Genomic DNA, 17,773 nt, shown 5'->3' with positions numbered 1-17,773 from the left:
CCTGTTGCGGGCTGGTTGCGCCAGGCCGTGCGCACCCTCCTCACCTGCCCGTTCGGGCCGTCGGGAGGGTCGGTCACGGTTCACCCAGGCCGGCGCGGCGGGCTCGCAGGATTGCCGCCGTGCGGTCCGGGGCGTGCAGTTTGGTGAGGATGTTGGAGACATTGTTGGCGACGGTCTTCGGGGTGAGTTGGAGATGGCGCGCGATGCGGCTGTTCGGCCAGCCGTTCGCCAGCAGGCTGAGTACTTCACGTTCCCGTTCGGTGAGTTCGGGGAACGGGGCGTTCTCCGCGGGTGGGCTGGTGAAGGTGCGCAGTACGCGGTGCGCGACGTCCGGTCCGAACACGGCGTCGCCGCGGGCAACGGCCCCGATGGTGCGTACGACGTCCTTCTGCTGGGCGCCTTTGAGCAGGTAGCCGCGGGCGCCGGCGCGTAGGGCGGCGAAGACGAACTCGTCCTCGCCGTACATCGTGAGCATCACGACCGCGATCGTCGGCTGGGCGGTGGTGATCCGGCGGGTTGCCTCGACCCCGCCGATCCCGGGCATCTCGATGTCCATGAGCACGACGTCGGGCTGTTCCGTGCCGGCGAGGGCGACGGCCTGCTCGCCGGAGGTCGCCTCCCCGACCACGGTGAGGCCGTCGACGGAGTCGATCAGCGCGGACAGGCCGTCCAGCACGAGGCGGTGGTCGTCGGCGAGGAGCACCCGGATGGTGGCGGGGGGTTCGGTCACTGCTGGCTCCTCGTGAGCATTCCGGTGACGTCGGTGTGCGCGGATGAAGAAGATCCGTGATGCCTTTCTGGAGCGACCACGGCGGCGGACCGGGGTATCGCGCTTCCGGCGAGGGAGAGGGGGAGTTCTACCAGGACCCGGCCGCCGGTAGCGGTGGGTCCGGCGATCCAGCTGCCACCGAGCGCGGTCGCCCGTTCCCGCATCGAGGTCAGGCCGACCCCGGGTGCCCATGTTGCGCCGCTCCCGCTCCCGCTCCCGCTCGCGGTGCCGCCTGTCGCGGTGTCGCCCGTCGCGCTGTCGCCTGTCGCGCCGTCGCCGGCTGTTCCGTTGTCGCGGATCTCGACACGCAGGTGATCGACGCAGGTGATCGACACTTCGCAGGACGACGCCCGGGCGTGCCGGGTGACGTTCGTGATGGCTTCCGTGATGATCCGGTAAGCGGCGATCTCCACCGCCGCCGGCAGCGGCGGCAGGGATTCGGGCGCCGACACCACGACCGGGACCGCGGCGTGCCGAAGCTGCTCGCGCAGCGCGGGCAGCAGCCCGAGTTCGTCGAGGACGGGCGGCCTCAGGGCGTAGACCAGGCGGCGCAGGTCGGCGAGGGCCGAGGTGAGGTCCCGCCGGACCGAGTCGAGCAGGTTCCTGGTCCGCGCCACGTCCCGGTCGACGAGGTTCCCGGCGGCGTCCACCTTGGTCGCGGCGGCGGTCAGGGTCGGTCCGAGACCGTCGTGCAGGTCGTGGCGCAGCCGGCGGCGCTCCTCCTCCGCCGCGCTGACGATGCGCTCGCGCGAGCGCATCAGCGCCTCGGTGAGTTGCACGTTGCTGGCGGCCACCGCGACCTGGCGGGCGATGTCGGTGAGCAGGCGGTTCTCCCGCGGAGCCAGCGCGTTCTGCCCGGCCCGCAGGCTGACGACGAGCGCGCCGATGTCCTGCCCCTGATGCACCAGCGGGAAGCGGACCGACGCGCCCGGCCGCGCGGCCTCGCCGTGGGTGATGGAACGAACGGAGCCGTCGTCGCCGCGCATCTCCACTGCGGCCGACGGCAGCCGCAGTGCCCCGACCAGGGCTTCGAGCAGGCCCGGCAGCAGGGTCTGCACGCTGCCGGCCGCTTCCAGGCGCGCCGCCACCCCGGTCACCACGGTGTACGGCTCGTCGCGTTCGCCGTAGAGAAAGCGGTTCACCATGCGTTGCACCCGGTCGCGTGCCGGGGCGAGGCTGAACGCCGCGCCGACCGCGGCGAGCACCGTGGACGTCCCGCCCACCTGCTGGCCGAACGCGACGAGGACCGCGACGCCGGCCGCGTACACGACGGCCACGAACGCGGTGAGCAGCGTGTAGACGAGCGTGCGGTTGAGGACCGCCTCGATGCCGTAGACACGGTTCGCGAGCACCACGGCGACGACGACGACGAGTTCGACCACGGTGCCGACACTGCCGATCAGCTCTCCGGCGGGAAGCGCGACGACGACGGGGGTGAGCACGATCGCGACCGCGTTGATCACGGCCAGCCAGCGCAGCACCTGGCGCAGCTCGCCGTCCGCCCGCATCCAGCGGACCACCATCACGGCCGACCCGAGCAGCAGGCCCGAGGAGAACAGCGCGACCGGCAGCCAGCCGGGGATGGCGTCCACCCCGATCGGATTGGTGAGCCCGGCATAGGCCGGCGGAGACTCGGCGGATCTGAAGGACCACAGCGGTCCGCTCAGCCAGCCCACGGCGCACAGCCCGACGCTGACCGCCGCGAGCCGCCCGACCCAGCCGTGGGGGAACCGCCCCTGCGGGAACGTCGCCCAGATGATCGCCAGCACGAGGGGCCCCAGCGCCTCGCACGTGGAGGCGGCGAGAAGCGCCGGCGCAGCCCCCGGCAGCTCCCGGTCGCCGAACACGGTGAACACCGCCCAGCCCGTGCCGGCGGCCGCCACACCGTGGCCGATCGCGGCGGCCAGCGCGAGCCAGCCGAACGGGACCTCCGGCCGGCGCGTGGCCAGCAGCCAACCGGCCGCCACGAACGGAACCGCGAGGAGGACCTGGGTCCAGCCCGCCGCGCTGGCGGAGCCCCCCGACGGCGTGAGGAACCCGTGCCGGTTGGCGACGGCCAGCACCGCGCCAGCGACGGCCAGCACGAGCGCGGCCAGGGCCAGGATGTGCGCGGCCCGTCGACGCCCTGGCCGTGCCGGCGGCGGGTCCTGCGCGAACACGTCCAAGCCAGCTCCCTCACCTAAACCCGTGGGGCGCGAAGGATCGCATGATCGCACCCCGTGGGGACCCAGTGTGCGGGACCGCTGATCCCGTCCGCCTCGGGAATTTCTCCCGGCCGTTCCGGGAACGCGCACCCGTGCCGGCGGGACGGTTCCACCCGAATGATCAGGCTGCCGCCGCGACCGGTCAGCAGGACCGGTCCGGCCCGGGATCCGATCGGGAGACAACGATGAAGACCCACAGCATCGCCGGCCAGGCCCGCCGCCGATGGATGATCACCGCCGGTGCCCTCGGCCTCGGCGCGGTCGTCGCGCTCGCCGGCTGCTCCGACTCCTCCGGCACGGCGGGCGCGACAGAGACACGCGGAGCCACGACGACTCCCGATGCCTCGACCACCGACGCCACGACCACCGACGCCACGCAGGCGGCCTGCGCCGCCCAGTTGGCGAGCAACTGGGTCGGCATGCCGGGGATCGACCCGGACTCGCCGCCGCCGAGCGCCACCGAGGTCCAGACCTGGGCGGCGTCCGTCGAACCGCACCTCGGGCCGCTGCGAGCGGGCGTACCCGGCGACGTGGCGAGCCAGGTCGACGTCCTCGCCGAGACCGTGCGGGGCGCCGCGGAGGGAAAGCCGCCCGCCGACCCCGACGGCTCCATGAACACCGCGCTCACCGCCGTCAACGCATGGGCTCATGACACCTGCGGCTACACCACGCTCGACGTGACCAACAGCGACGGCAGCGGCCTCGCCGGTGTCCCAGCCTCACTTCCCGCCGGCCCGGTCGCACTGAAGTTCACCAACACCGGCGACCCGGCGAAGGCCGGATTCATCCTGCTGCTCGGCAGGGTCCGCGACGGTGAGACGGCCACCGCGGCCGACGTGCAGTCCGGGAAGACGAACATCGAGGCTGTCGCCGACATCGTCGCCGTGGCCCAACCGACCGGTTCCGATCCCGCCTACGGCCTCACCACACTCGTTGCCGGACGCTACATCGTGACCACGCCCATCGGGGCGCCCCCGCAGTTCAGCGGCGTCATCGCCGCCGGGTTCGAGGTCAGCTGACGCCACACGGCACCGTCAGCCACGACGAAGCTGTCAGGTTCCGCGCGCCGGCAGGGGGCGCGCGGAACCCCTGCGACGACTGATCTGATCGTCGACAAGGCCGACGCCGCAGCGCGGGAGGCGTTGGGGGCGGCCACGCCGGCGCAGGTGGCGCTTTACGGCGACCACCTCGCCGCGATGGAGCAGGCGGGGGCCACGGGGTGCTGTCCGGTGGTCCGGTGCGTGACTGGATATGTCGGTACAGTGTCGGTCAGGCAGTCAGATCACCGGGTCGGCGTGGGGGACGCTTTCTGATCATCGATCGTGCCCGGGTGGAAGCCGCGTTGCCCGACTACGAGCTGGGGCTGGAGCTCGGCAGCGGCGCTTTCGGCCTTGTCGTGGCCGGCCGTCACCGGCGTCTGCACCGCGACGTCGCAATCAAGATCCTGGCAAGCGAGCTGGACGCCGACGAGTTCGAGGCGGAGGCTCGGGTGCTCGCCGGGCTCGATCACCCCCATGTGGTCCGCATCTACGACTGTCGCGAGCACGGTGGGCTCGGTTTCATCGTGATGGAGCTGTTGCCCGGCGGGAGTCTGCGGCAACGCACGGCCCGGCGGCACGGATCACGGCGGCGCAGCGTCGAGACCGCGTGCGCGATCGGCCTGGCGGTCGCCGGCGGCGTCGGCGCGGCGCACCGGCGCAACGTGCTCCACCGCGACATCAAGCCGGAGAACATGCTGTTCGCGGCCGACGATCGCCTGAAAGTGACCGACTTCGGTCTTGCCAAGGCCATCGACGGCAGCGCCGTGGCGGCCAGCCGGATCGTCGGCACTCCGCTGTACATGGCGCCGGAGCAGTTCGACCTGCGTGAGCTGCGGCCGGCGACCGACGTGTACGCCCTGGGCGTCGTGCTCTACGAGGTGCTCACCGGGGCGCACCCGTTCGCCGACCATCGGCGTTCCTTTGCCGCGCTGCAGCACTGCCATCTCAACGAGGTGCCGCCACCCCCGGTCGGGATACCGGGCCCGATCGCGGACGTCATGGCGCGTGCTCTTGCCAAGGCGCCGGACGACCGGCCGGCCACCGCCGGTGAGCTGGCACTCCAGCTCGCCCGCGCGGCGCGGGACACCCTCGGCGCCGGCTGGCTCGACCGGGCCGAGCTCGTGCCCCACCTCGACGACGACGTACGGGTCCTCGCCTGGAGTACCGGCGGCGACATCGGCTCGCCGACCACGATGTCCGACCTCGCGCCGACCGCGACACCCGACTCCACACCGACCGCGGCCAGGCCGGCCGACACCCCGCCGTCCGAACCGCCGCCGTCCGAACCGCCGGCGAACGACGCCGGGCCAGACGCAGGCGCGGCCACCGGTGTCACGACGACCGCTGCCTCAGCGCAGCAGGCGATCGGGCCGAGCACCATCCGCCCGCCCGAGGCGCCGCCGACCAGTGACGAGGCGCTCGACGAGGACGGGACCACACACCGACCGGACGACACGAACCGGCTCGGGCAGGAGGACCGGAACCGGCCGGGATCACGGGACGGGCCCTGGCCCGCGGTGGACACCCCTGCGGCCGCGGGCCCGCGCGACCGACCGCCGGGCACGGGTGACTCGCCGGGCATCTGGCCGCACGTCGTGCTGGGCGTGGCGGCCCTGGCGAGCATCGGCCCGTTCCTGGCCCCCGTGACCTCCACGATGGCCTACTACGGGACGCTCGGCGCGTGGGCGGTCTGGGGACCGTTCGCGGTCGTGCTGGCCGCCCTGCCGGTGGTGCTCGCGCTGCGCGTCACGCTCGACCGGTGGGCGGCGGTGCGCGCGCCGACGACCGGAGCCGCCTTCGGCCTGGCTGCACTGACCCTCGGCGCGCTGGCGGAGGTACGCCAGCAGGCGATCGAATACAGCCATCCGCTGCGAGCCGGCTGGTGGGTGTCCGTGGCCGCGGCCTCGCTCGTGCTGGCGGTCACGGCGTTCGCACGGCTGCGGCGGGCGCCCGACGCAGCGGGTCGGGTCGGCCCGGCGCTGGCCGCCCTCGGGTTCGTCGCGCTGCTACTTTTTCCCGATGATCCCTACTGGACGCACCAGGCGTCGTTCCGGTTCGGACAGGCCACGGCGGTCACGGTGCTCGCCGGGCTGGCTCTGCTCGTCCTGCTTTTCCGCCGGGGAGCGCCACCCGCCCTGCTCACGGCCGCAGCGGTGGCGGTGACCTCGGTCGATCTCCTCGGATGGTTCCGGACGACACCGAACTTCCAGGTCGGCAACGCCACGGTTCTGATCGCGCTGCTGGCCCTGTCACTCGTGACGGACCCGCGCCGGAAGACAGACCGTGCATTCCTGCTCGCCGCCGGCCTGTCCGGTCCGCTTCTCGCAGTCCGCGTGCTCGTCGACTACCAGCCGTCCGGGTACGCCGTGGCCAGCACCATCGGCTATGGGGGATTCGCGCTGCTCGTCGTGGCCGGGTTCGTCGCGGCACGCCGCCGGCACCGGCGGGTCGGACCGGCCGGCGCCGAGCGGCCTGGGGCCGAAGGAACAGCGGGTCCACCGCCGATCAGAACACTCGGCTCGGCCGGGGCGCAGCTCGCGGCGACGCTCGCCGCGGTGGTCGTCGTGGCGCTCCCCCTCGGCGTGACGGCGGCATCGACCAGCGACCAGATGCCGCTGGCGGCGAACTCCTCGGCCGGCGCGGGGTCGCAGGCGGAACCGGCCTCGGACGGGCAGGGCGGCGAACCATCCGACCCAGAGGAGGGCACGGCCGGCGACGATCTACCCGCGGTGGCCGGGGCGACCGATCTGACAACCGAGCCGGTGGTCAGTGCCGGATCGGGCAGTCCACCGACCTCGCTGGTCACCAGGGACCTGGTGGCAGGCATCGGCCCGGCCGCATCGGCGTCGGGCACCGTCACCATCCACTACGTCGGCGTCCGGTGGCGGGACGGAAAGGTGTTCGACTCGAGCTGGGGCCGCGGCGCATCCGACACGTTCTCGCTCAGAACGGTGATCGACGGGTTCGCACGCGGGATCGAGGGGATGCGCACCAGCGGCCGCCGCGAGATCGTCATCCCACCCGATCTGGGTTACGGACCCGCCGGTGGCCAGCCCCCGGACATCGCGGCCGACGACACGCTCGTCTTCGTCGTCGACCTGATCAGCGTGGCACCGGAACCGACCGCGGGCTGAGGCGTTGTCGGGCATCCGGCCTCGTACAGGTTGACGGGCTCCGCACACACCAGTACTCGACGAACTCCCGATCGTCGTCGTTCAAGGCGCTCCCGACCAGCGCAGCCGCCGCCTCGGGCTCATGCGCCCGACGTCCTGGCCGCCGAACGCAAGGAACGAGCCCGCATCCGAAGCGAGAAGGGCATCCGCTGGGGCGGACGCCCTCTCAAAACCGCAGCCTGACCCAACCCGGCGAACCAATGCGGTCACAGCTCCAGCCGAGCCCCCGTGAAGTGATCTGACTCACGTCCTGTCACAGCGACCGATGACGCGGTGTCTTGAGGCCGACCACCTGGAAACGGAGGAGGCACTATGACTGGGAACACGCATGTGGTCGTGATCGGTGGCGGATACGCGGGCGTGATGGCCGCGAACCGGCTGACGCTGCGCGACGACGTGACCGTGACGCTGATCAACCCGCGCCCGGACTTCGTCCACCGGGTCCGCCTGCACCAGCTGGTGGGCGGGTCCGACGACGCGGTCGTCGCCTACCAGGACGTCCTGGCCGAGGGCGTCCGGCTGGTGGTCGACACCGTGACCCGTATCGACGCGGCCGAGCGCAGCGTGACACTGGCGGCCGACCGCACGCTCGGCTACGACTACCTGATCTACGCCGTGGGCAGTGGCAGCGCCGAACTGAGCGTGCCAGGGGCGGCCGAGTTCGCCTACCCGATCTCCACCCTGGAGGAGGCACAGCGGCTGCGCCCGGTCCTCGACGCCGCGCCCGCGACGGCCCCCGTGACGGTGGTCGGCGCCGGTCCCACCGGCATCGAGACCGCCGCCGAGCTGGCGGAGCAGGGCCGCCGGGTGACCCTGGTCTGCGGCGGCGTGCTCGGCCCGTACCTGCACACCCGGGGTCGGCGCTCGGTTGCGAAGCGGCTCGCCAAGCTCGGTGTGACGGTTATCGACGGCTCCGACGCGAAGGTGACGGCGGTGACCCGCGACACCGTACGGCTCGCTGACGGCCGTGAACTGCCGAGCGAGGTCACCGTCTGGACCGTCGGCTTCGGCGTTCCTGAACTGGCCGTACGCAGCGGTCTGAGCACCGACGCCGTGGGCCGCCTGCGCACCGACGAGACGCTGACCAGCGTGGACGACGAGCGCATCGTCGCGGCCGGGGACTCGGCGGCACCGTCCGGCCTGCCGCTGCGGATGAGCTGCCTGAACGCGATGCCGCTGGGCGCGCGGGCCGCCGACACCGTACTCAGCAGGCTCGCGGGTGAGCGGCCCGACGACATCCACCAGTCGTTGGGCGCCCAGTGCATCAGCCTGGGCCGAAGCGCGGGCATCTACCAGTTCGCCAACAGGTCCGACGTCGCGGTGTGGCTGCACATCGACGACGGCCTGGGCGCCAGGGTCAAGGAATTGGTCTGCAAGGTCATCCCCAAGCACTTGGCCGAAGAGGCGCACAAGCCCGGTTCGTTCAGGCTGCACCGCATTCCGGGAGGTGTCGCCAAGCGCCAGCAGCTGCTGCGCGCCAACCGCGCCGAGGCACCGGCCGCCGCCGACCGGGCAGCCTGACCGGTGCGTGCCGCGAGGATCTTGCTGTGGACGCACGCGAACGCGGTCGGCCGCCAGGGCCGACCGCGAAGGACGAGGAGAAGGGACGAGAGATGAGCGACGACGCCACCGACCCGGCGACCGAGGCGTTCCTCGCACACCGCAACCTGCTCTTCACCGTCGCCTACGAGATACTCGGATCGGCGGCCGACGCCGAAGACGTCCTCCAGGAGACCTGGCTTCGATGGGTCAAGGCCGACCAGGGGCAGATGCGCGACCAGCGCGCCTACCTGGTCCGGATCACCACCCGCCAGGCGCTCAACCGGCTGCGCACCATGAAGCGCCGCCGGGAGGCATATGTCGGCCCCTGGCTGCCCGAGCCGCTGCTCACCGCGCCGGACGTGGCCGAGGACGTCGAGCTCGCCGAGAGCGTGTCGATGGCGCTGATGCTCGTCCTCGAGACGCTGTCACCGACCGAGCGCGCCGTCTTCGTGCTGCGCGAGGTCTTCGACATCGGCTACGACGAGATCGCGGCCGCCGTCGACAAGAGCCCTGCGGCCGTCCGCCAGATCGCCCACCGCGCCCGCCAGCACGTCGATTCCCGCCGCCCCCGCCGGGTGGTCTCCTCGAACGAGGGCCAGGCAGTCCTGGAGTCGTTCCAGCGCGCGATCGAAACCGGGGACCCGCAGGGCCTCCTTGAGGTGCTCGCCCCCGAGGTCGTCCTGATGAGCGACGGCGGCGGCATCAAACACGCCGCGCTGCGGCCGGTCACTGGCGCCGAGCAGGTGGCCCGTATGTTCGCCGGCGGCATCGGCAAGCTCGAAGGCACGCTCACCGCCGAACCGACCGTGGTCAACGGCAACCCGGCACTCCTCGTCCGCCTGGACGGCGAGATCGACGGCGTCATGGCGATCCGTGTCGAGGACGCACGCATCACCGGCCTCTACTACGTCCGCAACCCGGAGAAACTGTCCCACGTCGCATCCGCGACCCCACTCACCCTGCGCTGAACACCACCGGTCCCCGACGCGCGGACGTCAGGTCGCCGAGTCGCCGGTCGGTCGGCCCAGGCAATCCGGCTTGCCGTGAACGGGAAGGCACGCGCCCTCGGTCGGCTCGGTGACCGCACCGGCGTGGACCGATCCGTGGCCGAAGCGTTCGACCTGGCCGACCAGTATCCGGTGCCCGACGGGATGTCACCCTGTATCTCCTTCGGGCCCTACAGCACGGCCCGTGTCGCCGCGAACGCAGCGACCGCATACGTCTCCCTGGGCGAAACGGCCAGGGTGCGGGAGTATGCGGACATGGCCGTGCAGGTAGCCGACCGATCCCCATCGATGTGGAGCCGTTGTCTCGTCCGCCTCGACCTGGCGACCGCGCTGCTCCTGTCCGACGCTCCCGACCCGGAGCAGGCTGCCGCACTTGGGATCGAGGCTCTGACTAGCGCGGCCGGCAACCCGATCGAGTCCATCCGACGTCGTAGCCACGAGCTGGTCGCCCGTGCCAGGCCATGGCAGCAGATCGGCCCGGTCACCGAACTCGCGGAGGCTTCCCGCGCGCTCGCCCTCCCCGCCGGCGCACACCGGTGACCACGTCACCCACCACGAACCCGGTCATGGACGACTGGCACCGCTTCACCAGCCTCGACCGGCTCGACAACCACTGGGACCGGCCCGGCTGGACGCCCGGACGCCGCTCCTACCACTGGATGCTGACCTTCGAGAACGCCACCGAGCTGCACGCCCTTGCCGACCGGTGCCAGCAGCGGCTGCGCCTGCCCGTCCTCGACCCGGTACCGCCTGACGGGCTGCATCTGACGCTCCAACGTCTCGCCTTCACCGATCAGATCGGCCGGGCTGATGTTGACAGAGCCGTGGAGCAGACGTGTGTACGGCTGGCCGGTGTCGAGCCGTTCTCGTTGGCTGTGGGGCCACTGGCGGGGTCGTCCGGTGCCGTCCGCTTCAGCGTCCTGTCCTGGGCGCCGGTGGTCGCCGTTCGGGACGGGCTCATCGAGGCGATCACGGCCGTACTCGGGCCCGCCGCGGTGGTGGTCAAGCCGAACGGGTTTCGGCCCCACGTCGGCATCGCCTACTGCAACAGTCGGACCGACGCCCATCCGATCATCTCGGCCGTCAGAGATCTCCGGGAGCTTCCACCCGTCCGTGTCACGGTCGGCGCCGTCACGCTGGTCGAACTACGCCGCGAGGAACGCGCGTACCGGTGGGACACCTTGGCCCGCGTGCGCCTTGTCAGCGCCTGCTAGGTGTACTGACCGGGGACGTTGGTTGAGCACCGCGCCCACGGGCTCTCTGCCGTCGGCACCTGCAACGGAGCTGCGGGCCCGAGACTCACGAGGCCAACCGCTCGCGTGCGTTGCGACCTGATCTTGTGGGTTCGACCTCGCCGTCAGGCTGGTTGATCTCGGCCCACACTTCGTCGAGGGAAAGGCCGAGGACATCGGCGATCGCCGCGATGGTCGGGAAGGCAGGGGTGGCTACGCGACCAGACTCGATCTTCCGAAGGGTTTCTGGTGAGACACCTGCATCCAGCGCGGTATCGAGCATCGAGCGCTCCCCCCTGGCCCGACGCAGGAGGGCGCCGAGGCGCTGCCCGCGCTCGACCTCTGCCGGAGTGAGCGGCAACCTGACCATGACTCCAATTATAGTACCGGTATAATATGGCCGGGATAGTTATTGGTAGTGCGAGAAGGGCGCCGCATGATCGAGATCCTGAGCCCCACCAAACTGGCCCAAGCAAAGGACACAGGCGCCCTGGTCGCTGACATTTTGCAGACGCTGAAGAGCCGCAGCACGGTCGGCACGAGCCTCCTGGACATCGATCGGTGGGCCGAGACCATGATCGTCGAGGCTGGAGCGCAGTCCTGCTACGTCGACTACGAGCCGTCCTTCGGACGCGGGCCGTTCGGCCACTACATCTGCACGGCCGTCAACGACGCCGTGCTCCACGGCCTGCCCTACGACTACACGCTTGCCGACGGCGACCTGCTGACGCTCGACCTCGCCGTCTCCAAAGACGGAGTCGCCGCGGACTCCGCCATCAGCTTCATCGTGGGCGACTCAAAGCCCCCGGAGAGCGTCGCGATGATCAACGCGACCGAACGCGCGCTGTACGCAGGGATAGCCGCTGCCGGCCCCGGAGCTCGCATCGGTGACATCTCCCATGCCATCGGCTCCGTCCTCAGCGAGGCCGGGTACCCGATCAACACCGAGTTCGGAGGTCATGGCATCGGATCGACGATGCACCAGGACCCGCACGTTTCGAACACCGGACGGCCCGGCCGTGGATACAGACTGCGCCCTGGGCTGCTGCTGGCATTGGAGCCGTGGGTCATGGCGGACACCGCCGAGCTCGTCACCGATGCCGATGGCTGGACCCTCCGAAGCGCGACAGGCTGCCAGACAGCGCACAGTGAGCACACGATCGCCATCACCGACGACGGAGCCGAAATCCTCACCTTGCCGACGCAGGCGCACTCGTGAGATCGGAGCCACACCTGCCCCTATGCTCCTGGCGCCTCATCACGAATCACCGGTGAAAAGGAAGGTCCCCGACGTCTCATGTCCACGCGATTGATCAACGTCCCCGATCATTACAGCTAGAGGCTCCCCACCAGACGCCCAGGAGAGGGTCCCCTCTCCGCCCACTGGGGACTACGGCGCGACCTGTCTCCCCCGACCAGCCGAACCCCGTCGATACCGGGGCGGACCGGCCGCCGCTCGGCCGACATCGGGATGGGGCCTGAGGCCAGGATGACGGTCGACTCGGCGGGTCGGTGGCCCAGGTAGACGATCCTGGGAACGGTCACCGCGGAAAGAATCATGGGGTAAAGCTAGGGTGATCTTCGTCTCGCGATCCGAAGGATCTTGAGGAAACCTGGCCTGACCAGGGAAAACGTGCTCCCGCGATAGGACTCGAACCTATAACCTGCCGGTTAACAGCCGGCTGCTCTGCCAATTGAGCTACGCGGGACCGTCATTTCCGTCAGGCCCGAACCGCCCAGGTTCCGCCGAGCGACCAGATGCTCCGCGGCCTGGCCGCCGTGCCGCCTGGATCTAGCCGCCCGAACCGGGCGGGTGGCGGCGACGGATCGTGCCTGACGTCGTCAGCCTACCTGAGGTTCCGGCACGGCTGTCGGTGGGGTAGTAAACAAGCCTGTGACAAGCCGGAGCAAGCGCGGTGTCAGCCGCGAACGCCCGGCCCCTGCCCCGGGAGGAACCATGCGCATCAGGCCCAGTGTGGTCGTTGCCCTCGGCATCGGGTACGTCCTCGGTGCCCGTGCGGGGCGTGACCACTACGACGCGATCATGCGCCAGGCGCGCGAGGTCAGGGAACGCCCGGAGGTCCAGAGCGTCGCCGGGGTGGTCTCGGCCCAGGCCGGGGCCCTCGCCCAGCGGGTCCGCACCGTGCTGGGCAGCGCCCAGGACAGCGACGGCACCACCTTCGCCGCGTCCCTGGGAGCGCACAGCTCCAACGGTGTGGGGGTGCACTCGCGCTGACGACGACCAGCATCTCCCACCACACCGCGGTGTGGGCCCTGCCCCATTTGGGGGACCACCCCAGGAAACGCCGGTTCCGGGCGGTCTGGCTGCAGGCCGTCCGGGTCCGTCCCGCTGGCGAGCGCTCGGCACGGGTCCACCCGGCCGCCGGCGGCCACACCGGTGTCCGTGCGCGCTGACCGGGGGCGACGCGGCCCCGGCGGCCGGCGGACGTCCACGCATGCCGGCGGTGCCACGCCGGGGTCAGGTGCCGGGTCCGGGCCTGGCTCCGGCTCCGGCTCCGGCTCCGGGCAGGCTGCGGCCGGTGTGCCGGAGGAGCTCGCCGCCATCCTGGAACTGCTGGGACGCCGGTACACGCTGGCCGCCTTCTGGAGCCTTCGCGGCGGTTCGTCCTCCTTCCGGTCTCTCACCGGACGGGTCGGCGCGCCGGAGTCCCAGCTCTCGCAGCGGATGCGCGAGCTGCGCGAAGCCGGCCTGGTCGAGGTCGACGAGGCCGGCGAGTACCGCCTGACCAGCCATGGACGTCGGCTGTTGGGCGTTCTGGAGCCGCTGTCCGCCTGGGCCCAGGACTGGGTCGCGCTGAGTCCACGCCAACGGATCCCGAAGGGCTCCGCCAGCCACGCGACGGACGAACCGGACCCCGACTGACCCGCCCCGGCACCCCGGTCAGCCCCCGGGCCGACTACGGCGTCCCGCGGTCGGGTGGACATCCCACGGTCAGTAGGTGCAGTTCGGCGGGGGGGGTGGGGTGGCCGCCGCGGGGGGCGCGGGTGCGCCGGGGACGGTTCCGGCTGCCGTGGTACCGGCGGCGGCGGTCTCGGCGCCGGTGGCGGCCGGAGCGGCCGCGGGAGCCGTGACCGGGACGTCGGCGATGCCGTCGAAGGACGATCCGAGGATCAGCTGGAGCCCGTCGATGCCGGGGTCGCTCTCCAGCCGTGCCCCGGGTACGAGGGTCTGCAGGGTGGCCGCCGCGGCGTCCAGGCCGGTGCCGAAGCGGACCCGCGAGGTCACGTAGTTGCTGGTGGAGGCGTTGCCGGCGTTGGTTGCCCGGAAGCCCTTGCCGTTCAGCTCGTCGACGGCGTCGGCGGCCAGTCCGGCGATCCCGCTGCCGTTGAAGACCTGGACGGCGACCTCGGTGGCGTCGGCGCCGCCGGCGCCCGGGGCCGAACCTGTGGAGCCGCCCAGCGGGGCGACGATGCGCTCCAGATCGGCCGGGTTGTAGAACTGGACGGACACCCTCTGCCCTCCGACGAGGATCTCGCCGCGGTCGTTCACCGCGCCCTCGGCCCTGGTGGGCGGATGGGTCGGCAGGGTCTGCATGCCGACCCCGCCCGAGGCGATGCCCTTCAGCCTGGTCGCGAGCTTCCGCAGGTCCAGGAGATCGGTGTTGTCGTCCAGGGTGAGCGCGCCGGTGGCCGTGGACAGGAGCTGCTCGAGCTGGCTGGGGTTCGTCAGGACCCCGCCGCCGACGACCTTGTGGAACACCGCGCCCATGAACTGCTGCTGGCGGCGGATGCGGTCCATGTCGCCGCCGGGCAGGCCGTGCCGCTGCCGGACGAACGCCAGGGCCTGCTCGCCGCCGACGTGCACCGTCCCCGGGCCGCCGACGAAGCCGCTCATCGGGTCGTTGGTGTTGCGGCTCGTCCGGCCGTTCTCGGCGACGAACTCCTTGTGGTCCGAGGGTAGGACACAGACGTCCACGCCGCCGATCGCGTCGGTGATCGACTTGAAGCCCGCCAGGTCCATCGAGACGTAGTGGTCGATGCGCATGTTGGTCAGCGACTCGATCGTGCGGACCAGCAGTGACGGGCCGCCGTCGGAGATCGCGGAGTTGAACTTGGCCTTGTGCCGGGCGTGCTTGCGCCCGTCGGTGTCGGTGTACTCGGGGATCGTGACGTAGGTGTCGCGCGGGATGGACAGCATGGTCACGGTCTCGTCCTCACCGAAGTGGGCGAGGATCGTGGTATCGGAGCGCTGCCCTTCGAGGCCCGCACGGCTGTCCGTGCCGACGAGCAGGAAGTTGGTGGCGCCCTCGGACTCTTCGGGCCGGTCGTCACCGAGGTCGAGGTTGACCTGCCCGATGCGGCCGTTGGCGTACGTGTAGACGGCCCATCCGCCCGCGGTGACGGCGAAGACCAGGACGGACAGGAAGCCGAGGAGCACCCGGGAGAGCTGCGAGGAGGCGCTGCGGGGCGGCCGGCCTCCGCCGCGCAGGTCGAACGGGAGCGTTCTGGATCGCCGCTCTGGATCCCGTGGCACACCCGGTCGCCCGCCCAATCCAGGGTCTCCCTCCGGCGCACCACACGGAAAACAGCGCTTGGGGCGGAAATCATAGGCTATGCACTCACGGACGGGACCACCTGGTGGTCCCGTCCGCGCTGGTCAGGAGCGCCCGCGCGGAGACACCCTCCGACCGGGCCAGATCGCCACCGGGACTGTTCCGCGCCGCCCGCGGCCGGGTTCAGAACCTCGCCAGCCGGGTTCTTGACCTCACCAGCCGGCTCTGGACCTCACCAGCCGGGATCGGGGCCTCACCAGCCGGCTGGCCGGCTGCCGGGCTGACTGGCCCGCCCGTCCCCACCGCTCATACCTCTGCGCGATGTTCATCGCGTTCCGCAACGTTCATCGCGCCGTACGCGGAGCGTCGGCGGGGAGTCGGTCGCCGGATCGCCGTGATTGCCAGGCTTCTCCCCACTGGGGCCATCGCGCTGACGCCGCGCCGGAACCACCGCGCGGGATGGCGGCCATGGGGGCGACCGCCGGGGCGCGCGCGGGGCCGGTGCGGCCGGAGGAAGGACGCTCATGACCGCACCTGACCACCGATCCACGTCACCCCTCGAGAACGGTCCGGCGGAGCTCGGGCCGGCCGGAGTGGGACGCCGGGCGCTGCTGCGCGGCGGCGCCGTCGTGGCGACCGCCGGCGTCGTCGGGCTGGGGAGCGGGGCCGGGCGGGCCGGCGCCGCGACCGGTGCGCCGGCGGTCGCCGCCGGCGGGCCGGGGCAGGTGCTGGGCGGGCGCCCGGCGTTCACCTCCGGGGTGCAGGCGGGCGATGTCGACACCAGCGGCGCCGTGATCTGGGCCCGCTCGGACCGCCCGGCGCTGATGACCGTGGAGGTGTCAGGCAGCGAGTCGTTCCGGTCGGCGCGGACGGTGGGCGTCACGCGTCTCACCGATGCCACGGACCGCACCGGGGTCGTCGCCGTGAACGGGCTCCCGCCCGGCAGCGAGGTCTTCTACCGGGTGCGGCTGGCGGCGGCGGATGATCCGCGCCGCGTCGGCGAGACCCTGGTCGGACGTCTGCGGACCGCGCCGGTCCGCCCCCGGGACGTGTCTTTGGTGTGGTCTGGTGATGTCTGCGGCCAGGGCTGGGGAATCAACCCCGACCGCGGCGGAATGACGATCTTCGAGACGATGCGCCGGCTGTCGCCGGACTTCGCCATCTGCTCGGGTGACTTCGTCTACGCCGACGGGCCGCTGGCCGAGACGGTCGCGCTGCCCGACGGCAGTGTGTGGCGCAACCTGGTCACCGACGAGAAGCGCAAGGTCGCCGAGACCCTCGCCGAGTTCCGCGGGAACTTCCGCTACAACTTCATGGACGCGAACCTGCTCGCGTTCAACCGCGAGGTTCCCTGGGTGTTCCAGTGGGACGACCACGAGACCACGAACAACTGGTATCCGGGCGAGATCCTCACCGATGACCGGTACACCGAGAAGCGCGTGGACGTCCTGTCCGCCCGGTCGCGGCAGGCTCTGTTCGAGTACACCCCCACACTGCCGGGCCGGCCGGACCCGGCGGGCCGGCTGTACCGCAAGATCTCCTACGGCCCGCTGCTGGACGTGTTCGTCCTGGACATGCGCAGCTACAAGAACAACAACGGGGTGGGGCAGACGGATCCGGCCGGCGCGGCGATTCTCGGCACCCGGCAGCGGGACTGGCTCATCGACGGCCTGACCAGGAGCAGGGCGACCTGGAAGGTGATCGCGAACGACCTGCCGCTCGGCATCGTCGTTCCGGACGGCACCACCGCCATCGAGGGAGTGGCGCAGGGCTCGCCCGGGGTGCCGCTGGGTCGTGAGGTCGAGATCGGGCAGGTCCTCTCGGCGATCCGGCGCAACCGGGTGCGCAACACCGTATGGATCACCGCGGACGTGCACTACACCGCGGCGCTGAGCTATCACCCCGACCGGGCCGCCACCCGGGGCTTCGACCCGTTCTGGGAGTTCGTGGCGGGGCCGCTGAACGCGGGCACGTTCGGCCCCAACGCGCTCGATCCCACCTTCGGTCCCGAGCAGGTCTTCGCCCGGACGCCTCCGCCCGGCCAGTCGAACCTCCCTCCCTCCGCCGGGCTGCAGTTCTTCGGCCGCCTCGCGATCGACGGCGGCTCCCGCGCGCTGACCGTCGAGCTGCGTGACGCGGCCGGCGGCGTCCTGTGGTCGAAGGCGCTGCCAGCCGGCTGACCACACCGTGTCGGGCGCAGCCGTACCCACCGTGCCAGCCACGGCGCTGGCCGCCGCGCTCGCCATGGCTGGCACGCTGCCGCGCCAACCGCCGCCTCGCTCGCCGCCGCCG

At 71.6% G+C, this 17,773-nt stretch carries 14 protein-coding genes and 1 tRNA gene; 10 read left to right on the top strand and 5 right to left on the bottom strand.

The features are described 5' to 3' along the window. Positions 1 to 73: 73 nt before the first annotated feature. Both E0504_RS39000 and E0504_RS38995 read right to left on the bottom strand, forming a co-directional pair. Positions 74 to 730 (bottom strand): response regulator transcription factor, encoded by a 657-nt coding sequence (locus tag E0504_RS39000; RefSeq protein ID WP_112108496.1) that lies wholly within the window; start codon positions 728 to 730, stop codon positions 74 to 76. Beyond that, a complete protein-coding gene (locus tag E0504_RS38995; protein ID WP_131626894.1) occupies positions 727 to 2,928 on the bottom strand; it encodes a sensor histidine kinase in 2,202 nt (733 codons plus the stop codon). The genes E0504_RS39000 and E0504_RS38995 overlap by 4 nt, the downstream gene beginning before the upstream one ends. 230 nt (positions 2,929 to 3,158) lie before the next feature. On the opposite strand from E0504_RS38995, the gene E0504_RS38990 reads away from it, so the two are divergent. From E0504_RS38990 to E0504_RS38955, 6 genes are all read left to right on the top strand, one after another. Further along, a complete protein-coding gene (locus tag E0504_RS38990) occupies positions 3,159 to 3,992 on the top strand; it encodes a hypothetical protein (RefSeq protein WP_235014702.1) in 834 nt (277 codons plus the stop codon). Between the two features lie 323 nt (positions 3,993 to 4,315). Continuing rightward, positions 4,316 to 7,147: a protein kinase gene (locus tag E0504_RS38980; protein WP_165938748.1), complete on the top strand. Its 2,832-nt coding sequence runs from the start codon at positions 4,316 to 4,318 to the stop codon at positions 7,145 to 7,147. A 351-nt stretch (positions 7,148 to 7,498) separates the two neighbouring features. After that, positions 7,499 to 8,707 (top strand): NAD(P)/FAD-dependent oxidoreductase, encoded by a 1,209-nt coding sequence (locus tag E0504_RS38970; RefSeq protein WP_131626865.1) that lies wholly within the window; start codon positions 7,499 to 7,501, stop codon positions 8,705 to 8,707. Positions 8,708 to 8,799: 92 nt separating this feature from the next. Continuing rightward, a complete protein-coding gene (locus E0504_RS38965) occupies positions 8,800 to 9,696 on the top strand; it encodes an RNA polymerase sigma-70 factor (protein ID WP_131626893.1) in 897 nt (298 codons plus the stop codon). Positions 9,697 to 9,831: 135 nt separating this feature from the next. Beyond that, positions 9,832 to 10,275 (top strand): hypothetical protein, encoded by a 444-nt coding sequence (locus E0504_RS38960; protein ID WP_235014700.1) that lies wholly within the window; start codon positions 9,832 to 9,834, stop codon positions 10,273 to 10,275. After that, positions 10,272 to 10,949, top strand: coding sequence for a 2'-5' RNA ligase family protein (locus E0504_RS38955; RefSeq protein WP_200835442.1), 678 nt, complete (start codon positions 10,272 to 10,274; stop codon positions 10,947 to 10,949). Before E0504_RS38960 ends, E0504_RS38955 begins: the two co-directional genes overlap by 4 nt. Before the next feature lie 85 nt (positions 10,950 to 11,034). On the opposite strand, the gene E0504_RS38950 is transcribed toward E0504_RS38955, so the two are convergent. Then, positions 11,035 to 11,337 (bottom strand): helix-turn-helix domain-containing protein, encoded by a 303-nt coding sequence (locus tag E0504_RS38950; protein WP_071067269.1) that lies wholly within the window; start codon positions 11,335 to 11,337, stop codon positions 11,035 to 11,037. 66 nt (positions 11,338 to 11,403) lie between these two features. On the opposite strand from E0504_RS38950, the gene map reads away from it, so the two are divergent. Beyond that, positions 11,404 to 12,186: a type I methionyl aminopeptidase gene (map, locus tag E0504_RS38945; RefSeq protein ID WP_131626864.1), complete on the top strand. Its 783-nt coding sequence runs from the start codon at positions 11,404 to 11,406 to the stop codon at positions 12,184 to 12,186. A gap of 417 nt (positions 12,187 to 12,603) precedes the next feature. On the opposite strand, the gene E0504_RS38935 is transcribed toward map, so the two are convergent. Continuing rightward, positions 12,604 to 12,676 (bottom strand) — tRNA-Asn (locus tag E0504_RS38935). 248 nt (positions 12,677 to 12,924) lie between these two features. Here E0504_RS38935 and E0504_RS38930 point away from each other — a divergent pair. Then, positions 12,925 to 13,203, top strand: coding sequence for a hypothetical protein (locus tag E0504_RS38930; RefSeq protein ID WP_020458943.1), 279 nt, complete (start codon positions 12,925 to 12,927; stop codon positions 13,201 to 13,203). 306 nt (positions 13,204 to 13,509) lie between these two features. Continuing rightward, positions 13,510 to 13,851, top strand: a complete 342-nt coding sequence (locus tag E0504_RS38925; RefSeq protein WP_112108489.1) for a helix-turn-helix domain-containing protein — start codon at positions 13,510 to 13,512, stop codon at positions 13,849 to 13,851. Between the two features lie 69 nt (positions 13,852 to 13,920). On the opposite strand, the gene E0504_RS38920 is transcribed toward E0504_RS38925, so the two are convergent. After that, complete coding sequence (locus E0504_RS38920) at positions 13,921 to 15,462, bottom strand: LCP family protein (RefSeq protein ID WP_373693985.1); 1,542 nt, start codon at positions 15,460 to 15,462, stop codon at positions 13,921 to 13,923. 543 nt (positions 15,463 to 16,005) lie between these two features. Between E0504_RS38920 and E0504_RS38915 the strand changes: the two genes are divergently transcribed. Next, the gene (locus E0504_RS38915; protein WP_131626862.1) at positions 16,006 to 17,661 is read left to right on the top strand and encodes an alkaline phosphatase; all 1,656 of its coding nucleotides are present in this window, start codon (positions 16,006 to 16,008) and stop codon (positions 17,659 to 17,661) included. Positions 17,662 to 17,773 lie beyond the last annotated feature (112 nt).

The organism is Parafrankia sp. BMG5.11, from assembly GCF_004337455.1.
This window is presented reverse-complemented; position numbering and strand designations above follow the sequence as displayed.